The sequence below is a fragment of the Stenotrophomonas sp. TWI1149 genome (genome assembly GCF_039673155.1).
Taxonomy (GTDB): Bacteria; Pseudomonadota; Gammaproteobacteria; order Xanthomonadales; family Xanthomonadaceae; genus Stenotrophomonas; species Stenotrophomonas maltophilia_AA.
The window spans coordinates 85803-102960 of the sequence record NZ_JBDJLB010000003.1 but is presented as its reverse complement, the minus strand read 5'-3'; the positions used below and the strand labels follow the sequence as shown (position 1 = coordinate 102960).

Annotated in this window: 16 protein-coding genes; 14 read left to right on the top strand and 2 right to left on the bottom strand. The window is 67.9% G+C overall.

The annotated features are described in order from the left end of the window. Nucleotides 1-43 precede the first annotated feature (43 nt). The 4 genes from ABE424_RS04365 to ABE424_RS04350 all read left to right on the top strand — a co-directional run bounded on the left by ABE424_RS04365 (nt 44) and on the right by ABE424_RS04350 (nt 5779). Nucleotides 44-1399: an MFS transporter gene (locus ABE424_RS04365; protein WP_346491042.1), complete on the top strand. Its 1356-nt coding sequence runs from the start codon at nt 44-46 to the stop codon at nt 1397-1399. Further along, nucleotides 1396-1791: a hypothetical protein gene (locus ABE424_RS04360; RefSeq protein ID WP_346491043.1), complete on the top strand. Its 396-nt coding sequence runs from the start codon at nt 1396-1398 to the stop codon at nt 1789-1791. Before ABE424_RS04365 ends, ABE424_RS04360 begins: the two co-directional genes overlap by 4 nt. A 98-nt stretch (nt 1792-1889) precedes the next feature. Continuing rightward, nucleotides 1890-3785 (top strand): CocE/NonD family hydrolase, encoded by a 1896-nt coding sequence (locus ABE424_RS04355; protein WP_346487976.1) that lies wholly within the window; start codon nt 1890-1892, stop codon nt 3783-3785. A gap of 122 nt (nt 3786-3907) precedes the next feature. Next, the gene (locus ABE424_RS04350; RefSeq protein ID WP_346491044.1) at nt 3908-5779 is read left to right on the top strand and encodes a hypothetical protein; all 1872 of its coding nucleotides are present in this window, start codon (nt 3908-3910) and stop codon (nt 5777-5779) included. Nucleotides 5780-5790: 11 nt separating this feature from the next. Here ABE424_RS04350 and ABE424_RS04345 read toward each other — a convergent pair whose 3' ends face one another. Then, nucleotides 5791-6885 (bottom strand): alkene reductase, encoded by a 1095-nt coding sequence (locus ABE424_RS04345; RefSeq protein WP_346477462.1) that lies wholly within the window; start codon nt 6883-6885, stop codon nt 5791-5793. Nucleotides 6886-7093: 208 nt separating this feature from the next. Between ABE424_RS04345 and ABE424_RS04340 the strand changes: the two genes are divergently transcribed. The 7 genes from ABE424_RS04340 (at nt 7094) to dld (ending at nt 14399) form a co-directional block, all read left to right on the top strand. Beyond that, nucleotides 7094-7852, top strand: a complete 759-nt coding sequence (locus tag ABE424_RS04340; RefSeq protein WP_346491045.1) for an SDR family NAD(P)-dependent oxidoreductase — start codon at nt 7094-7096, stop codon at nt 7850-7852. 99 nt (nt 7853-7951) lie between these two features. Next, on the top strand, nt 7952-8410 hold the full coding sequence (locus ABE424_RS04335) for an MgtC/SapB family protein (protein ID WP_346491046.1): 459 nt from the start codon (nt 7952-7954) through the stop codon (nt 8408-8410). Continuing rightward, nucleotides 8407-8841, top strand: coding sequence for a VOC family protein (locus ABE424_RS04330; protein WP_346477460.1), 435 nt, complete (start codon nt 8407-8409; stop codon nt 8839-8841). The genes ABE424_RS04335 and ABE424_RS04330 overlap by 4 nt, the downstream gene beginning before the upstream one ends. Nucleotides 8842-9026: 185 nt before the next feature. Further along, a complete protein-coding gene (gene lldP, locus ABE424_RS04325; protein ID WP_346491047.1) occupies nt 9027-10685 on the top strand; it encodes an L-lactate permease in 1659 nt (552 codons plus the stop codon). 67 nt (nt 10686-10752) lie between these two features. After that, nucleotides 10753-11517 carry a transcriptional regulator LldR gene (gene lldR, locus ABE424_RS04320; protein ID WP_346491243.1) on the top strand — a complete coding sequence of 255 codons (765 nt, stop codon included), beginning with the start codon at nt 10753-10755 and terminating at the stop codon, nt 11515-11517. 3 nt (nt 11518-11520) lie between these two features. Beyond that, nucleotides 11521-12681 carry an FMN-dependent L-lactate dehydrogenase LldD gene (lldD, locus tag ABE424_RS04315; RefSeq protein ID WP_346491048.1) on the top strand — a complete coding sequence of 387 codons (1161 nt, stop codon included), beginning with the start codon at nt 11521-11523 and terminating at the stop codon, nt 12679-12681. After that, on the top strand, nt 12678-14399 hold the full coding sequence (dld, locus tag ABE424_RS04310; RefSeq protein WP_346491049.1) for a D-lactate dehydrogenase: 1722 nt from the start codon (nt 12678-12680) through the stop codon (nt 14397-14399). The genes lldD and dld overlap by 4 nt, the downstream gene beginning before the upstream one ends. A 79-nt stretch (nt 14400-14478) precedes the next feature. On the opposite strand, the gene ABE424_RS04305 is transcribed toward dld, so the two are convergent. After that, nucleotides 14479-14784 (bottom strand): hypothetical protein, encoded by a 306-nt coding sequence (locus tag ABE424_RS04305; RefSeq protein WP_346491050.1) that lies wholly within the window; start codon nt 14782-14784, stop codon nt 14479-14481. Between the two features lie 169 nt (nt 14785-14953). Between ABE424_RS04305 and ABE424_RS04300 the strand changes: the two genes are divergently transcribed. The 3 genes from ABE424_RS04300 to ABE424_RS04290 all read left to right on the top strand — a co-directional run bounded on the left by ABE424_RS04300 (nt 14954) and on the right by ABE424_RS04290 (nt 17063). Then, nucleotides 14954-15448, top strand: coding sequence for a DUF1543 domain-containing protein (locus ABE424_RS04300; protein ID WP_176988723.1), 495 nt, complete (start codon nt 14954-14956; stop codon nt 15446-15448). Nucleotides 15449-15548: 100 nt separating this feature from the next. Continuing rightward, the gene (locus ABE424_RS04295; protein ID WP_346491051.1) at nt 15549-16175 is read left to right on the top strand and encodes a decarboxylase; all 627 of its coding nucleotides are present in this window, start codon (nt 15549-15551) and stop codon (nt 16173-16175) included. 87 nt (nt 16176-16262) lie between these two features. Further along, nucleotides 16263-17063 carry a CDP-diacylglycerol diphosphatase gene (locus ABE424_RS04290; protein ID WP_346491052.1) on the top strand — a complete coding sequence of 267 codons (801 nt, stop codon included), beginning with the start codon at nt 16263-16265 and terminating at the stop codon, nt 17061-17063. Nucleotides 17064-17158 lie beyond the last annotated feature (95 nt).

The window sequence follows — 17158 nt, the reverse complement described above, 5'->3', positions numbered from 1 at the left end:
CGCTGGCAACGCGCATGCTGCCGCCTTGCAATCGGAGCGCGCCATGACCTACCGGGCGAAAGTGGAAACGTTGTACCTGCTGGGATTCTCGCTGGACCTGGTGAACATGTTCATCGGCACGGTCGCGTATCCGGCCATCGCGACCGACCTGCAGGCCTCCGTGCCGCAGCTGGCGTGGATCGGCAACGCCTACATGCTCGGCCTGACTCTGGTCATTCCGCTCGGCAGCTGGCTCGCGGCACGCCTGGGTGAGCGGCGGCTGCTGTGCGTGTCGCTGGCGCTGTTCACCCTGGGCGCGGTGCTGGCGGGCACCGCCCCCAGCATCGAGTGGCTGATCGGCTGGCGCCTGCTGCAGGGGCTGGGTGGGGGCCTGTTGATTCCGGTCGGGCAGGCGATGGCCTACCGCGAATGCCCACCGGCCGACCGCGCGCGCCTGACCGCCCGGATCATGGCCGTCGCGCTGCTGGTGCCGGCGCTGTCGCCGACCCTGGGGGGCGTGCTGGTGGAGTGGGGCTCGTGGCGGGGCGTGTTGCTGGTCAGTGTGCCGCTGGCCGTGGTGGCCCTGGTGCTGGCGGCCTGCTGGGTGCGTCCGGGTGCGCCGCTGTCCGCGCCAGCGCTGGACCGGCGCGGGCTGCTGCTGGGCTCGGTGGGGCTGAGCGTGCTGCTGGTCGCGCTGAGCCTGATCGCCGAGCCGGGCCAGCGGCGGGTGGGCGCCGGGCTGCTGGTTGCCGCCGCCGTGGTGCTGTTCCTCTACGCCCGCAGTGCGCGTCGGACCGATCAGCCGGTGCTGCAGTGGTCGCTGCTGCGGCATGCCTCACTGCGGTTGGCGATGCTGGTCTATCTGCTGGTGCCCGGCACCTTCATCGGCACCCAGCTGGTGGCGACGCTGCTGCTGCATCGGCAAGGCTACGGGGCCGCCGCCATCGGTGGCTTCATGGTGCCGTGGGCGATCGCCTCGGCCTGCGCGATCGCCACCACCCGGCACTGGCTGCCACGCATTGGGGCGCGCCCACTCCTGAGCCTCGGCATGGGATGCCAGGCGCTCGGCATCGTGCTGTTGATTGGTGTGCAGGCCGGTCAGCCGTGGTTGCCGGTGCTGGCGTTCGCGCTGATGGGGCTGGGTGGCAGCCTGTGCAGCAGCAGTGCGCAGACGCTCGCTTTCCAGGGCCTGGCGGATGCGGAGCTGCTGCCGGGCAGCGCGCTGTGGAACCTCAACCGCCAGCTCAGCTTCTGCCTGGCGGCCGCACTGCTGGCCTGCGTCCTGGCGCTGCTCTCCGCCGTCCTGCCGGCACAGGCATTCACGCTCACCCTGATGCTGGCGGCCGGCATGAGCCTGCTGCCGATCCTGTTGTTGTGGCGCCTGCCGGCGTCCTCCCTTTCCTTGAGAACCTCCCCATGAATGACACGCTCGCCTTCACCGAAATCCATGACCTGCATGTGCTGATCGAAGACTGGTTCACCGGCCGCGCGCCGGTGGCTGCACTGGACACGCTGCTCGCCCGTTTCAACGACGACTTCAGCATGGTCGGCATCCGTGGCGTGCGCCTGGACAAGCCGGCGCTGGCAGGCTTCTTCGGATCGGCCCATGGCAGCCGGCCAGGCCTGCAGATCACCGTCGATGCGTTGCAGTATCTGCCGTTGGGTGCCAACGCCTGCGCGGTGCGCTACCGCGAAGAGCAGAGAGAGGCCGGTGGCGCGGGCCATCGCCGCGAAGCGCTGGCCATCCTGGTGGACAGCGCTGACGGCACGCTGGCCTGGCAGGCTTTGCATGAAACGGTGGTTGGCAGCTGAATGCGCGAAATGGCCACGGAACAGGGCGATCGGCATCTACCGGGGCAGCGCCCGCAGCGCTAGGCTGCGGGAGTTGCCATCACTGCCGGGAGAGCCCCATGCGTGTGCGTGTATTGCCAGTTGCGCTGTTGAGTCTGATGGTTGCGGCCAGTGTGTCGGCGCAGACCTCGCCGATGACCCCGGACATTCCCGCCAAGGGCTTCGTGACGCCCACGGCGCAGGACAACTATGACAAGCGCGTGGTGATGGTGCCGATGCGTGATGGAACGAAACTCTATACCGTGATCGTGGTGCCCAAGGGCGCCAGGAACGCGCCGATCCTGCTGACCCGCACGCCGTACGATGCCGCCAACCGCGCCAAGCGCATGGATTCGCCGAACATGCGCGACATCCTGCCGCAGGGCGACGAGGTGTTCGTCGATGGCGGGTACATCCGGGTGTTCCAGGACATCCGCGGCAAGTATGGCTCCGAGGGCGATTACGTGATGACCCGGCCGCTGCGCGGGCCGCTCAACAACACCAAGGTCGACCACGCCACCGACGCGTGGGACACCATCGACTGGCTGGTCAAGCACGTGCCTGAGAGCAACGGCAAGGTCGGCATGCTGGGCTCGTCGTATGAAGGCTTCACCGTGGTGATGGCGCTGACCAACCCGCACCCGGCGTTGAAGGTCGCCGCGCCGCAGAGCCCGATGATCGATGGCTGGATGGGCGACGACTGGCTCAACTACGGGGCGTTCCGGCAGGTCAACTTCGGCTACTTCACCGGGCAGCTGGCCAAGCGCGGCAAGGGGCCGTCGATCCCCAGCGTGGGCTACGACGATTACACGACGTTCCTGCGCGCCGGCTCGGCGGGCGACTACGCCAAGGCCAACGGGCTGGACCAGCTGCCGTGGTGGCACAAGCTGATCGAGCATCCGGGCTACGACGCGTTCTGGCAGGAGCAGGCGCTGGACGCGCGCATGGCCAAGACCGAACTGAAGGTGCCCACGATGTGGCTGCAGGGCCTGTGGGACCAGGAAGACATGTGGGGCGCGGTGCACAGCTATGCGGCGATGGAGCCGCGCGACACCGGCAACACGCTGAACTATCTGGTGATGGGCCCGTGGCGGCACAGCCAGGTCAACTATGACGGCAGCAGCCTGGGGCCGTTGAAGTTCGACGGCGATACCGCGCTGCAGTTCCGCCGCGATGTGCTCAAGCCGTTCTTCGATCAGTACCTGGTCGATGGCGCGCCCAAGGCGCAGACGCCGCCGGTGCTGATCTACAACACCGGCGAGAACCACTGGGACAAGCTGCAGCAGTGGCCGCGCAGCGTGGCGCAATCCCGGCCGCTGTACCTGCGCGCGGGCGGCAAGCTGTCCTTCGAGGCACCGCAGGCGGGGGAGGCCACGTTCGAAGCCTATGTGTCCGATCCGGCCAAGCCGGTGCCGTTCGTGCCGCGCCCGGTGCGGTTCGCCGACCGCGATATGTGGACCAGCTGGCTGGTGAAGGATCAGCGCTTCGTGGACGGCCGGCCGGACGTGCTGACGTTCGTCAGTGAGCCCTTGACCGAACCGCTGCGGATCGGTGGTGCGCCGCAGGTCAATCTGCAGGCGGCGACGAGCGGCAGCGACAGCGATTGGGTGGTGAAGCTGATCGATGTGTATCCGGACCAGACGCCGTCGACGCCCGAGATGGGCGGCTACGAGCTGTCGGTCTCGATGGCGATCTTCCGTGGCCGGTACCGCGAGAGCTTCAGCGACCCGAAGGCGATCGCGAGCAATCAGGTGCTGGACTACAAGTTCGGTCTGCCGACCGCGAACCATGTGTTCCAGCCGGGTCATAGGGTCATGGTGCAGGTGCAGTCCAGCCTGTTCCCGCTGTATGACCGCAATCCACAGACGTTCGTGCCGAACATCTACCTGGCCAAGCCGGGCGATTACCAGAAGGCGACGCAGCAGATCTGGCACGCGCCGCAGCAGGCCAGCTTCATTTCGTTGCCGGTGTACTGAGCGGACCCGGCCTGCTTCGCCACGCGGCTGCGCTGGCACGCCGCGTGCGGGGTCGCGCCGGTTGCATTGCATCGTCCCTGCACAGGCGGTAGCGTGCAGCTCCGCTTTGTACGATGTGACCGATGAAAAGGATGTTCGTGGTAGCCGCGCTGGCGTCGTTGGCAGGCGGCGCGCAGGCGCAGTCGTTCACCGTGCTGGGCAACAGCTTCGGCGCCGAGGCGCTGGTGTCCGCCGATGGCCGCCTGCTGGTACCGCCCAATGGCGCGCGCATGCAGCGCCTGTCCGCCGACCGTTGGATGCGCGCGCAGCACACGTCCACGCCGCAACAGTGGTATGACGATGCAGGCCGGCTGCTGCGCGAGGACCGCGGCTACACCGAGTACCAGGAACGGTTCGTGCTGCGCCAGGCCGCCCCCGGGGATCCGTTGTGGAAGGCGTTCATCAAGCCGGACGGAGACCCCACCGGCGGTTGGGGCGTGGTCGATGCGCTGGGCCAGGTGCGCCTGCCGGCACTGAACGATGGCGAGTGGGTGCCGTTGGCGGTGCCCGATCGCGTGCTGTGGAATCCCCGACGTGGTCCGCTTCGCTTCCATGACCTGCACGGGCGCCCGGTCATGGAACTGGACGAGCGCCAGTTCCAGTGGGTCGCCGGACCGTTCGCCGGCCGCCCTGTGTATGTGGCCTGCAGTGTCCAGGTGCCTGAGCACTGCAACGTGCTGGATGAAGACGGCACGACGCTGTTCTCCGATGACATCGACGCACTGCTGCCGGTCAGCGACGGTGGCTGGTGGCTGCGTCAGGGCGAACTTTGGCGGCGCGTGGATGCACAGGGCAGGGCGACCGACATCGCGCGCTATCAGCAGGATGGTCTGTATCCCCGTTACCGACAATACGGCGGCACCGCAGGGCGGCGCGACTGGCCCGAGCAGGTCCACCGGCACGCTACCGGCAGCCCCGACGACACGCCCGAGCCCGGCTGGCTGATGGCCGACGGACACTTTGCCGCACAGCGTGGCAACGTCCGCCTGGACTACTGTGGTGGCCGCTGGCAGGTATTGGACGAGGAGGGCGCCCACCCGCCCGCCGCCGCCCCGGCCGCGCTGGCAGTGGTGCTCGACGAACCCGATGCCGAACAGCGGCAGGCACCGCCGTGGCGCGTGCGCCACCCCACCGATACCGAGACCGCAGCGGTACTGGACTGCGATGGCAAGGTGATCTTCGCGCCCTCAGGCGTGACCCGGCTCGATGCCGTTGGCAGCGGATTGCTGGGAAGGTTCGGCGACGAGTCCTCACCCCGGCTGTGGTGGGATGGCCGCACGGCCTACACGGTGCCTGCCGAGATGGCCATCGACGAAAACCACGTCACCCCGCCGTTGCTGTTGCTCCGGGAGCAGGGCGCCGGCGTCAACCACCTGTACAACCTCGCGCATGGCCGCATCGTGGGTCGTCCCTTCGAAGCTGTGGTGCGCATGGACGCTGACCGCGTGGTATTCCGCCGGGACGGGAAGCTGGGCATGATGCTGGCCGATGGCAGCGAACCGGTGCCGCCAGAGAGCTTCGATATCCTGCCTTGGGGCACGGACCGCACCTGGACGCGCCGCTATCTGGACGGGGGCGATGAGGAACTGGTCCTGCTGGATGCCCACCACCAGGTGCTGCTGCGGCGACGCCTGCTGTTCAGTGGTGTGGAACTGCAGTCCACCTGGCAGGGCGATGTGGAAAGCCAGCCGCTGACGCAGTTGAATCTCGGGACGATGCGCTTTGCCGATGGCGAGTACTTCGTCCAGCAATGGCTGGACCGCAACGGACAGGTGCTGCTCAGTGACATCAGCTGTCCGGCACCCGGCAATGGCCCGCCCTCGAAGGGGAAGGGTGTGCTGCTCGGGCGCGGGTGGCGCGTGGACAGTGTGCCCACGCGCCCCTGCAAGCTGCCCCGGGCGCTGCTGCCGGTGCTTGCCGGCGGCGATGTGACCGATGCGATGCGCGCCCGCTAACGGCGCGCGGATCAGCCGGAAACGCTGGGGTAATCGGTGTAGCCGTGCGCACCGCCGCCGTACAGCGTGTCCTGATCCAGATCGGACAACGCCACGCCCAGACGGAAGCGCTCGACCAGGTCCGGGTTGGCGATATAGGGCCGACCGAAGGCGATCATGTCGGCATAGCCGGACGCCACCGCTGCTTCCGCGCGTGCCTGGTCATAGCCGTTGTTGGCGATCCAGGCACCGGTGAATTTGGCGCGCAGGGCGGCATAGTCGAAGGCGATGTTGTCGCGCGGGCCGCCGGTCGCCCCTTCGATCACATGGATGAAAGCAAGCGGGCCGATGGCCTCCAGGCGTTCGACGGCACGTTCGAACAGCGGCTGCGGATTGGAGTCGGCGGCATCGTTGGCCGGGGTTACCGGCGACAGGCGCACACCGGTGCGTTCGGCGCCGATTTCCGAGGCGATCGCACGGACCACTTCATCGAGCAGGCGGGTGCGGTTCTCGATGCTGCCACCGTATTCGTCGGTGCGCTGGTTGCTGCCATCGCGGAGGAACTGGTCGATCAGGTAGCCGTTGGCGGCGTGCACTTCCACGCCGTCGAAGCCGGCGGTGATCGCGTTGCGCGCGGCCTGCCGGAAGTCCTGGATCAGGCCCGGAATCTCGTCCAGGCGCAGGGCACGCGGCTCGGAGACATCTTCAAACCCGTTGGCGGTGAACGTCTTGGTGTTGGCACGCAGTGCACTCGGCGCGACCGGGACTTCGCCCTCTGGCAGCAGGCTGGTGTGCGAGATGCGGCCGACATGCCACAGCTGCAGCACGATCTTGCCGCCGCGTGCATGCACCGCATCGGTGACCTTTTTCCAGGCGTCGATCTGCGCCTGGCTGTAGATGCCGGGGGTGTCGAGGTAGCCCTGGCCCATCGGACTGATCTGGGTGGCCTCGGCGATGATCAGGCCGGCGCTGGCGCGCTGCTCGTAATACTGGATCGCAAGCGGATTGGGGATGCGGTCGTGGATCGCGCGGTTGCGCGTCAGCGGTGCCATCGCGACGCGGTTGGCGACGTCGATGGCCCCCAGACGGGTGGGGGAGAACAACTGGCCGTCACTGGACTCTGTCATGGGTTTACCTTGGGGGAGGGCTGCCGCCATTGGCGGATGAAAGATGGGAGGTGGACGTACGACCCCGAGAATAGGCCCGGGTGCGTTACAGCGATGGGAAGGATTGTTGCGGAGCACGCTGTGCACGTTCTGTAACGTTTTCGCGGCGTATGGTCGAGGCATGGGCAGGCATGGCCCGCAGCCTTTTTCCAACACGAGGAACAACGCGATGATTGATTATCAGCTCAAGGGAAAGGTCGCCATCGTCACCGGCGGCGTCTCGGGCATCGGCCTGGCCGTGGCCGAACTGCTGGCCGATTCCGGCGCGGCGGTGGCGGTCTGGGATCTCAAGGCCGACGCTGTCGAAAAGACGGCCGCGGCGCTGCGCGGGAAAGGCGTGAAGTCGATCGGCATCGCGTTGAACGTCACCGACGAGCAGGCGGTGGAGGCCGCGGTGAAGCGGACGCTGCAGGAGCTTGGCGGCCTGGACATCGCGGTGAACAACGCCGGCATCGGCGGGCCGTCGGCCACCAGTGGCGACTATCCCGTGGAGGGCTGGAAGAACGTCATCGACGTCAATCTCACCAGCGTGTTCCTGTGCCAACGCGCGCAGATCCAGGCGATGCGCAGCGCGGGCAAGGGCGGCAGCATCATCAACATGGCCTCCATCCTCGGCCAGGTCGGGTTCAACAATTCAGCGGCCTATGTCGCGGCCAAGCACGGCGTGGTCGGATTGACCCAGACGGCCGCGTGGGAGCACGCCGCTGACAGCATCCGCATCAACGCGGTTGGCCCCGGCTTCATTGCCACGCCGCTGCTGGACAAGATGGACCCGAAGGTGAAGCAGGCGCTGGAAAGCAAGCATGCGCTGGGACGCCTGGGCAAGCCGGAAGAAGTCGCCGCGCTGGTGGCCTGGCTGGCCAGCGCCGATGCAGGCTTTGCGACCGGCACGTACTACGCCATCGATGGCGGTTACCTGGCGCAGTAAGCCCTGCGACGGCAGGCTCACCCTGGCCTGCCGTTGGCTTCACGGTGCCCAGACGCCCCTGTCTGCGACGCTCCCTCCATCGCCGGATGAGAGACGCGGATGGGACTGGAACAAGATCTATCGATCCTGCTGCGGATCGCCGTGGCCATGCTGCTGGGCGCCACGCTCGGCATCGAGCGCGAGATGGGCAAGCACGCCGCCGGTCTGCGCACCCACATGCTCATCGCGGGGGCCGCGGCCCTCATCGTGAGCCTGGGTGACAGCATCGCCGAGCACTTCCAGGAGGAGCGCTATCGCGACCTCCTGCAGGTCGACCCGGTGCGTCTGATCGAAGCCGTGGTGGCCTGCGTCGGCTTCGTTGCTGCCGGCACGATCCTGCGGGGCTCGCGCGACGACCAGGTCAGCGGCCTGACCACCGCCAGCTCGCTGATCATGGCCGCCGCGATCGGTATCGCGGTCGGCATCGGCGAGTACGTGATCGCCGTCGGCGTGAGTGTGCTGTGCCTGATCGTGCTGGTGGTATTCAGCCGTATCGCCAAGAAACTGGAGTCGTCATGAGCAGCGAACGTCCCTTCGAGATCCAACGCATCGATCACGTCGTGCTGCGCGTACAGGATCTTCCGCGTGCCGTGCGTTTCTACTGCGACATCCTTGGCTGCACGGTCGCGCGCGAGCGGCCCTCACTGGGCATGGTGCATCTGCATGCCGGCGAGTCGCTGATCGATCTGATCAGTGTCGATGGTCCTCTGGGGCTGAAAGGTGGCGCGGCACCGGGGCGGGAAGGGCGCAATGTCGAGCATGTCTGCCTGCGCGTGGAGCCGTTCGACGCCGAGCAGGTGCGGCTGCATCTGCAGGGGCACCAGGTGGAGGTGACCGGCCCGGCCGAGCGGAACTACGGCGCGGAGGGCGATGGGCTGTCGCTGCGCCTGCGCGACCCCGACGGCAACTCGGTCGAGCTCAAGGGGCGCTCCAGCGACTGCGGTTGCTAAATGGTAATACCAATCAGCGAACCTAGACCTATGGTCTAATAGGCTCGCCCTGCGTTTGGCGTTTCAATGCGGGCAGTTTCAACGGGCGCTCCAATTATTGGTCATACCAATAAAGCCTGTTGAGCGTTCCCGGCTCGCGCGGTGCTGACCGCGCGGACCCCTGTCCGTCTTGATGAGATCCGCCGATGCAGGCCTGGCAACAACTGTATGACCCCGCTGGCAACCTCTGGCTGTCCAGCCTGATCGCGCTGCTGCCGATCGCCTTCTTCTTCGTCGCGCTGGCTGTGCTGCGCATGAAAGGCTGGCTCGCCGGCACGATCACCGTGGCCATCGCGCTGGCGGTGGCGCTGCTGTTCTACCGGATGCCGCTGTCGCAGGCGTTCGCGGCGGCGGGCTATGGATTCGTGTACGGCTTGTGGCCGATTGCCTGGATCATTCTGGGCGCCGTGTTCCTGTACAAGGTCTCGGTCAAGACCGGCCAGTTCGACATCATCCGCGCCTCGATCCTCTCGGTCACCGAAGACCAGCGCCTGCAGATGCTGATGGTCGGGTTCGCGTTCGGCGCGTTCCTGGAAGGGGCGGCCGGCTTCGGTGCCCCGGTGGCGATCACCGCCGCGCTGCTGGTCGGGCTGGGCTTCAAGCCGCTGTATGCGGCCGGGCTGTGCCTGATCGTCAACACGGCGCCGGTGGCCTTCGGCGCGATGGGCATTCCGATCATCGTGGCCGGGCAGGTGACCGGGCTGGATGCCTTCGAGATCGGCCAGATGGCCGGACGCCAGCTGCCGTTCCTGACCATCATCGTGCTGTTCTGGATCATGGCGATCATGGATGGCTGGCGCGGTGTCAAGGAAACCTGGCCGGCGGTGCTGGTGGCCGGCGGTTCGTTTGCCATCGCGCAATACCTGACCTCCAACTTCATCGGTCCGGAGCTGCCGGACATCACCGCCTCGCTGACCTCGCTGGTGTGCCTGACCCTGTTCCTGCGCAGGTGGACACCGGTGCGGATCTTCCGCTTCGATACCGAAACCAGCGCCAAGGCGGCTGCCCAGGCACGGGAGGCCCCGCGTTACTCCGCCGGCCAGATCGTCAAGGCGTGGTCGCCGTTCCTGATCCTGACCGCGATGGTCACGATCTGGAGCGTCAAGCCGTTCAAGGCGCTGTTCGCGGCCGGCGGCGCGCTGGAACACTGGGTGCTGAAGATTCCGGTGCCGTCGCTGGATCAACTGGTGCAGAAAATGCCGCCGATCGTGCCGGTGCCCACCGGTTACGAGGCGGTGTACAAGTTCGATGCGGTCTCGGCCACCGGCACCGCGATCATGCTCGGCGCGGTGATCGCGATCGTGCTGCTGAAGATGCGCCCGGCCGCGGCGCTGCGCACGTTCGGGGAAACCGCCAACGAGCTCAAGGTCCCGATCTACTCGATCGGCATGGTGCTGGCCTTCGCCTTCATCGCCAACTACTCCGGGCTGTCGGCGACGCTGGCACTGGCCCTGGCGCATACCGGCAAGGCGTTCACGTTCTTCTCGCCGTTCCTGGGCTGGCTGGGCGTGTTCCTGACCGGTTCGGATACCTCGTCCAATGCGCTGTTCTCGGCGCTGCAGTCGACCACGGCCCAGCAGATCGGCGTGTCCGAGGTGCTGCTGGTCGCGGCCAATACCACCGGTGGCGTGACCGGGAAGATGATCTCGCCGCAGTCGATCGCGATTGCCTGCGCGGCGGTCGGCCTGGCCGGCAAGGAGTCGGACCTGTTCCGCTTCACGGTCAAGCACAGCCTGATCTTCACCGTGATGGTCGGCATCATCACCACGGTGCAGGCTTACTGGCTCACCTGGATGATTCCCTGAGCCCATGCGCGGCATCCCGGCCACCGGCATCGACCCGATCGCCCGCCACGCGGGCGACAATGGCGCCATGAAGAACGAACGCCTGTCCGACAAGGTGGCCGCGCAGCTGCGTGGCCTGATCCGTGAGCAGAACCTGCAGCCCGGCGACCGCCTGCCGGCCGAGCGTCCCCTGGCGGTGCAGCTGGGGGTCTCGCGCACGGCGCTGCGCGAGGCGATCGCGCAGCTGGCCAGCCAGGGCCTGCTGAGCGCGCGGGTCGGCGGCGGCACCTACGTGAGCGAGCCGGCGGCCCGCGCCCGGCAGGCCATCGATGAGCCCTTGATGCCGTACCTGCCGCTGTTCCAGGGCGACCCGGAATACCGCTTCGACGTACTGGAAATCCGCCACGCGCTGGAAGGGGCGACCGCCTGGCATGCGGCGCTGCGGGCCACCGACGAAGACCGCGCCAGGATCCGCCAGGCCTTCGAGACCATGATGGCCGCGCACGGCAAGGACGATCCGGCCGGCGAGGCGCAGGCCGATGCGGCCTTCCACCTGGCCATCGCCGAGGCCTCGCACAACCTGGTGCTGCTGCAGGTCATGCGCGGCCTGTTCGAGCTGCTGCAGACCAACATCTCGCAGAGCCGCGAGAAGCTCTATACCTCCGCCCGCACCTTCGAGCCGCTGTCGGCCCAGCACCGCGAGATGATGGACGGCGTGCTCTCCGGCGACCCCGAACGCGCGCGTGCCGCCGCGCACGCGCACCTGGAATTCGTGCACACCTCCCTGCGCACGCTCGACGACAACGAAGCCCGCCGCGCCCGCGCGTCACGGCTTCCTTCTTCCCACGGTTGACCCATGATCATTTCCGCCTCCACCGATTACCGTGCAGCGGCGCAACGTCGCCTGCCGCCGTTCCTGTTCCACTACATCGATGGCGGCGCGTATGCCGAGCACACCCTGAAGCGCAATGTCGCGGACCTGTCCGACATCGCGCTGCGCCAGCGCATCCTGCGCAACATGTCCGACCTGAGCCTGGAAACGGAACTGTTCGGCGAACGCCTGGCGATGCCGGTTGCGTTGGCGCCGGTCGGCTTGACCGGGATGTACGCGCGCCGCGGTGAAGTGCAGGCGGCGAGGGCGGCGGCGAGCCGGGGGATTCCGTTCACGCTGTCCACCGTCTCGGTCTGCCCGATCGAGGAAGTGGCGCCGGCGATCGACCGGCCGATGTGGTTCCAGCTGTATGTGCTCAAGGACCGCGGCTTCATGCGCAATGCGCTGGAGCGGGCCAGGGCTGCCGGCGTGACCACCCTGGTGTTCACCGTGGACATGCCCACGCCGGGTGCGCGCTACCGTGATGCGCACTCGGGCATGAGCGGCCCGAACGCGGCGGCGCGGCGCATGCTGCAGGCGGTCACGCATCCGCGCTGGGCGTGGGACGTGGGCCTGCTCGGCCGCCCGCACGACCTCGGCAACATCTCCACCTATCGTGGCAGCCCGACCGGTCTGGCCGACTACATCGGCTGGCTGGGCAACAACTTCGATCCCTCCATTTCGTGGAAAGACCTGGAGTGGATCCGCGAGTTCTGGACCGGCCCGATGGTGATCAAGGGCATCCTCGATCCGGAGGATGCGCGCGATGCCGTGCGGTTCGGGGCCGACGGCATCGTGGTCTCCAACCACGGCGGCCGCCAGCTGGACGGCGTGCTTTCCACCGCACGGGCGTTGCCGGCGATCGCCGATGCGGTCAAGGGCGAGCTGAAGATCCTGGCCGATTCGGGCATCCGCACGGGTCTGGACGTGGTCCGCATGATCGCGCTGGGCGCGGACAGCGTGCTGCTCGGCCGAGCATTCGTGTATGCCCTCGCGGCGCAGGGCGAGGCCGGCGTGGCCAACCTGCTGGACCTGATGGCCAAGGAAATGCGCGTGGCGATGACGCTCACCGGCGCGAAGACCATCGCCGACATCAGCCGCGATTCGCTGGTGGACGCGAGCCGTGGTCTCGCGGTCGCGCCGTGAACGGTGCATCCCAGGGCACGGCGGCACTGCTGGCGCAGCTGCGCGACATCGTCGGCGATGCGCACGTCCTGTCCGGCGACAAACCGACCCGGCGCTTCCGCAAGGGCTATCGCTTCGGCGACGGCCCGGTGCTGGCGGTCGTCCGCCCGGGCACGCTGCTGGAGCAGTGGTACGCCCTGCAGGCGATCGTGGCGGCCAACGCCATCGTGATCATGCAGGCGGCCAACACCGGCCTCACCGGTGGCTCCACGCCCGACGGCGCGGATTACGACCGCCCGGTGGTGATCGTCAGCACGCTGCGCCTGGCCGGCGTGCAGCTGATCAACGCGGGCCGCCAGGTGGTCTGCCTGCCGGGAGCGACGTTGGACCGGCTTGAAAAGGTGCTCGCACCGCTGGATCGCGAACCGCACTCGGTGATCGGCTCGTCGTGCATCGGGGCTTCGGTGTTGGGCGGGGTCTGCAACAATTCCGGGGGTTCGCTGGTGCGGCGCGGGCCCGCCTATACCGAGATGGCGCTGTTCGCCCAGGTCGATGCCGATGGGCAGCTGCAGTTGGTCAACCATCTCGGCATCGCGTTGGGGGACACTCCCGAGCAGATCCTGGAGCGGCTGCAGCGCGGCGACTACGCGGCTGCCGACGTGGACAACGACAACGACCGCGCGGCCTCCGATCCGCGTTATGCCGAGCAGGTACGCCAGGTCGATGCGGCCACCCCGGCCCGCTACAACGCCGATCCCGCGCGGCATTACGAAGCCTCCGGCTCGGCCGGCAAGCTGGCGGTGTTCGCGGTGCGCCTGGACACCTTCGCGCGCGAGCCGGGCGAGGTGTTCTACATCGGCAGCAATGCGATGGAGGATCTCACCGCGATCCGTCGCCACCTGTTGACTGCCTTCGAGCGCCTGCCGATCTCCGGCGAGTACCTGCACCGCCAGGCGTATGACATCGGCGAACGCTACGGCAAGGACACCTTCCTGCTGATCGACCGCTTCGGTACCGCCCGGGTGCCGGCCGCGTTCGCGCTGAAGAGCCGGGTCGACGGCTGGTTCGAAAGCCTGGGCCTGCGCGGGGTCACCGACCGGGTGATCCAGCTGGCGATGCAGTGCCTGCCCGGCCATCTGCCGGCACGCATGCGGCAGTTCCGGGATCGCTACGAGCACCACCTGCTGCTCAAGGTGTCAGCGGTGGATGCCGCGGCGACCGAGACTTTCCTGCGCAATCACTTCGCCGATGGAGAAGGGGACTTCTTCCAATGCACGGCCGAGGAGGGGCGCAAGGCATTCCTGCATCGGTTCGCCGTCGCCGGCGCGGCGGTGCGCTACCGCGAAGTCCATCGGCGCGAGGTCGAGGACATCGTGGCGCTGGACGTGGCCCTGCGGCGCGACGACCGCGCGTGGGTCGAACAGCTGCCGGCGGCCATCGACGCCAAGCTGGCCGGCAAGCTGTATTACGGGCACTTCTTCTGCCACGTGTTCCACCAGGACTACATCGTGCGCAAGGGCGAAGATCCGCTGGCGATCGAGCATGCCATGTGGACCCTGCTGGACGCGCGGGGCGCCGAGTACCCGGCCGAGCACAACGTGGGCCATCTGTACCCGGCCAAGCCGGCCCTGGCGGCGTTCTATCAGCAGCTGGATCCGAGCAATACGTTCAATCCCGGCATCGGCCAGACCGCGAAGACGCGCGGCTGGGGCAGCTGCGACTGCACCGACCCCGGGTAGAGCCACCCCATGGGTGGCTGTGCCGGCGTATCGCAGGTTTCAGAGCGGCCACCCATGGGGTGGCTCTACCTGCGGAGAATCACTCGCAACGGACGGCGGTGATCACGTTGTCCTTGTCGATGAACACGCGCAGGCGATCCTGGCGCAGGTCGCGCGACGTGATCGTGGCCGGGCCGATCGGGTTGATCAGGCCGGCGCCGCTCTGCAGCAGCAGCTTGCGCATGTTCGCCTGGTCGGCCGGCTGCCCGATGGCCCACTCCAGTTCGTCGGCCTTGCACAGGCCCGGGCCCTTGATTTCCGGCCCCGGCGAGCTGACGCAGGCGGTCAGCGACAGGGTGCCGGCGAGCATGATCGCGGCGAGGGGATAACGGGAAAGGAATGCCATCGGGTCGCTCCTGCGGGGTCAGGCGCCGACCATACCACCGCCACGCGCATCGTCGCGTGGTGGTCGCCCGCGAGCGTTCGACGCAGCCGGGTCGGCGCACGGGGGCAGGGCGCTTCGCCCTTGGCGTTACACTGGCCCCTCTCAGAATCGGCCAGGCCGGGAGTCGCGGGTGCTGCATGTGTTCATGCTCGGCGGGCGGCATGCCCGTGCCCGGATCGAGGTGCACGACGTGGCCTTCGCCAATGTCGATGCCATCGAGGAAGCCTACCCGCAGCTGCGCCAGGACTGGTTCGGCGAACGCAGGGGGCTGCACGTCGATGGCTGGCTCGCGGTGGATGGGGTAGAGGAGTACCGGGTGCGGTTTGCCGATGTCGCACCGGCGGCCGGCGCGCCGCGGCTGTATTTCCTCAATCTCGGCGGGTACGCCGCGGGCGCGCTGGGCGAGGCGCATGACTACCGGTTGCTGGTCGCCACCGATGTCGAGGAGGCCAAGCGCAAGGCCAAGGGCCTGCGTGATGCCAGCTGGTTCAAGCCGCATACCGATGCGCTGCTGGAGGTGGATGACTGCATCGCCATCGACCAGGTCGGCGGCCGCCATGTGCAGCTCGAGCGTGGTGGGCACCGCGGGATCACCCTGGTGAGTGACTACATCGTGATCGGCTGAGCGGACCCGATTGCCCGCGGCCATGCCGCTGGCGCATAGTGTCGCGGTCCTATGAGGTCCGGCGCTTTCGCCGCGACAGATCAACCAACGGAAGTAGAACATGCAGAGCAGGAAGATCACGGCCGCGCTGATCGTGACACTGGGAATGACGATGGCGGGCAGCGCCGCTGCGGCCGAGCCGGACGCGCCGGTGTTCGGTGGCTGGCGCAACCTGCATTCGGCCAGTGGCGCCGAGCCGGTCCTGCGCAACCAGCCGTTTGCGATCCTGCCGCGCGAGGTCGCCAAGGGCGAGCGTTTCGCGATCCTCGACCGCGAGAACAAGCAGGCGGTGTGCTGCCTGGTGGTCGACAGTGAGCGCCTGGATGCGATCGCGCTGGAAACCCGCTACCGGCTGCCCGGCGTCTGGATCGCCGACCTGCTTGGCAACGAGGACTACAACCGCCGTCACGGCGACCCGCATGTGTTCGCGATGAAACGCGAGGGCGAGCTGGTCGACCACGTCTTCTCGCAGGACGGCGGCGGCTACAGCGACCTCGGTGGCCTGCTGCTGCCGGCGGGTGCTGCGCTGGAAGAGAGCGGCAGCATCAAGCTTGGCACCACCCGCTACCGGCTGCAGGCGCAGTCGCAGCGGTTTGCCGATGACAATGGCGCGCTGGATCGCTACACCCTGCAGCCGCCGGCACCCGCCGCGTCGGTGGTGGTCGAGGTGCCTTACAGCACGTACTGACACGGAAGCGACAGAACCGGCACGGTACAATCGCGCCCGCCCGCCGGCATCGCTGCTGCGGGCCTGTTTCCTTGTCCGAGCCTGTCCGTGATCGCCCGATTGTCCCTGTCCTGTGCGGTGCTGCTGTTGGCCGCCTGCGCCACGCCGGCCCGGCCGCCGGCCGCACCGCCTGCCAAACCGCCTGCCAATCCGGACGCGCTGTGGGGCATCATCCAGCGCGACTGCGCGGGCGATGCAGCGCCGCGCGGCAGCTGCCTGGCGGTAGCCGCCGAGGCGCATCGCCGTGATGTGCTGCTGAAGGACTCGCATGGCCACTATCAATTTCTGCTGCTGCCCCTGGACCGGGTCTCGGGCATCGAAAGCCCGGCGCTGCTGAGGGCCGGTGCACCGAACTATTTCGCCGCCGCCTGGGCCGCCCGCAGCCACACCGAGCAGGCACTGGGCCGGGCGCTGCCGCGCGATGTGGCCAGCCTGGCGTTGAACTCGCCGCATGGTCGCTCCCAGCACCAGCTGCACATCCATGTGGATTGCCTGCGTGCGGATGTCCTGGGCCAGCTGCGCCGGCTGCAGCCTGCCATCGGCAGCGACTGGCAGCCGTTGCCGGAGCCGCTGCGCGGACATGCCTATCTGGCCCGCCAGCTGTCGGGTGCCGAGCTCACCGCCAATCCGGTGCGCCTGCTGGCCGCTCACCTGGCCGACCCCGCCGATATCGGCAACTGGTCGCTGGTGGTGGTGGGACGGACCGATGCAGCCGGCGCGCCCGGCTTCGTGTTGCTGGCCACCCGGTTGGACCTGGCAGCCGGCAACAAGGCCAGCGGCGAGGAGCTGCAGGACCATGCGTGCGCCGTGCTGACCGGCGCATCCGGTCCGCTGGATGGCGTGCTGTGAGGCGTGGCAGATCGCACGATTGAAACAAAAACCGCGGACGTGGCACGTTATAGTGGCCGTTCAATGCGGTTCCCGCTTTCGCGCCCGGGCTGACT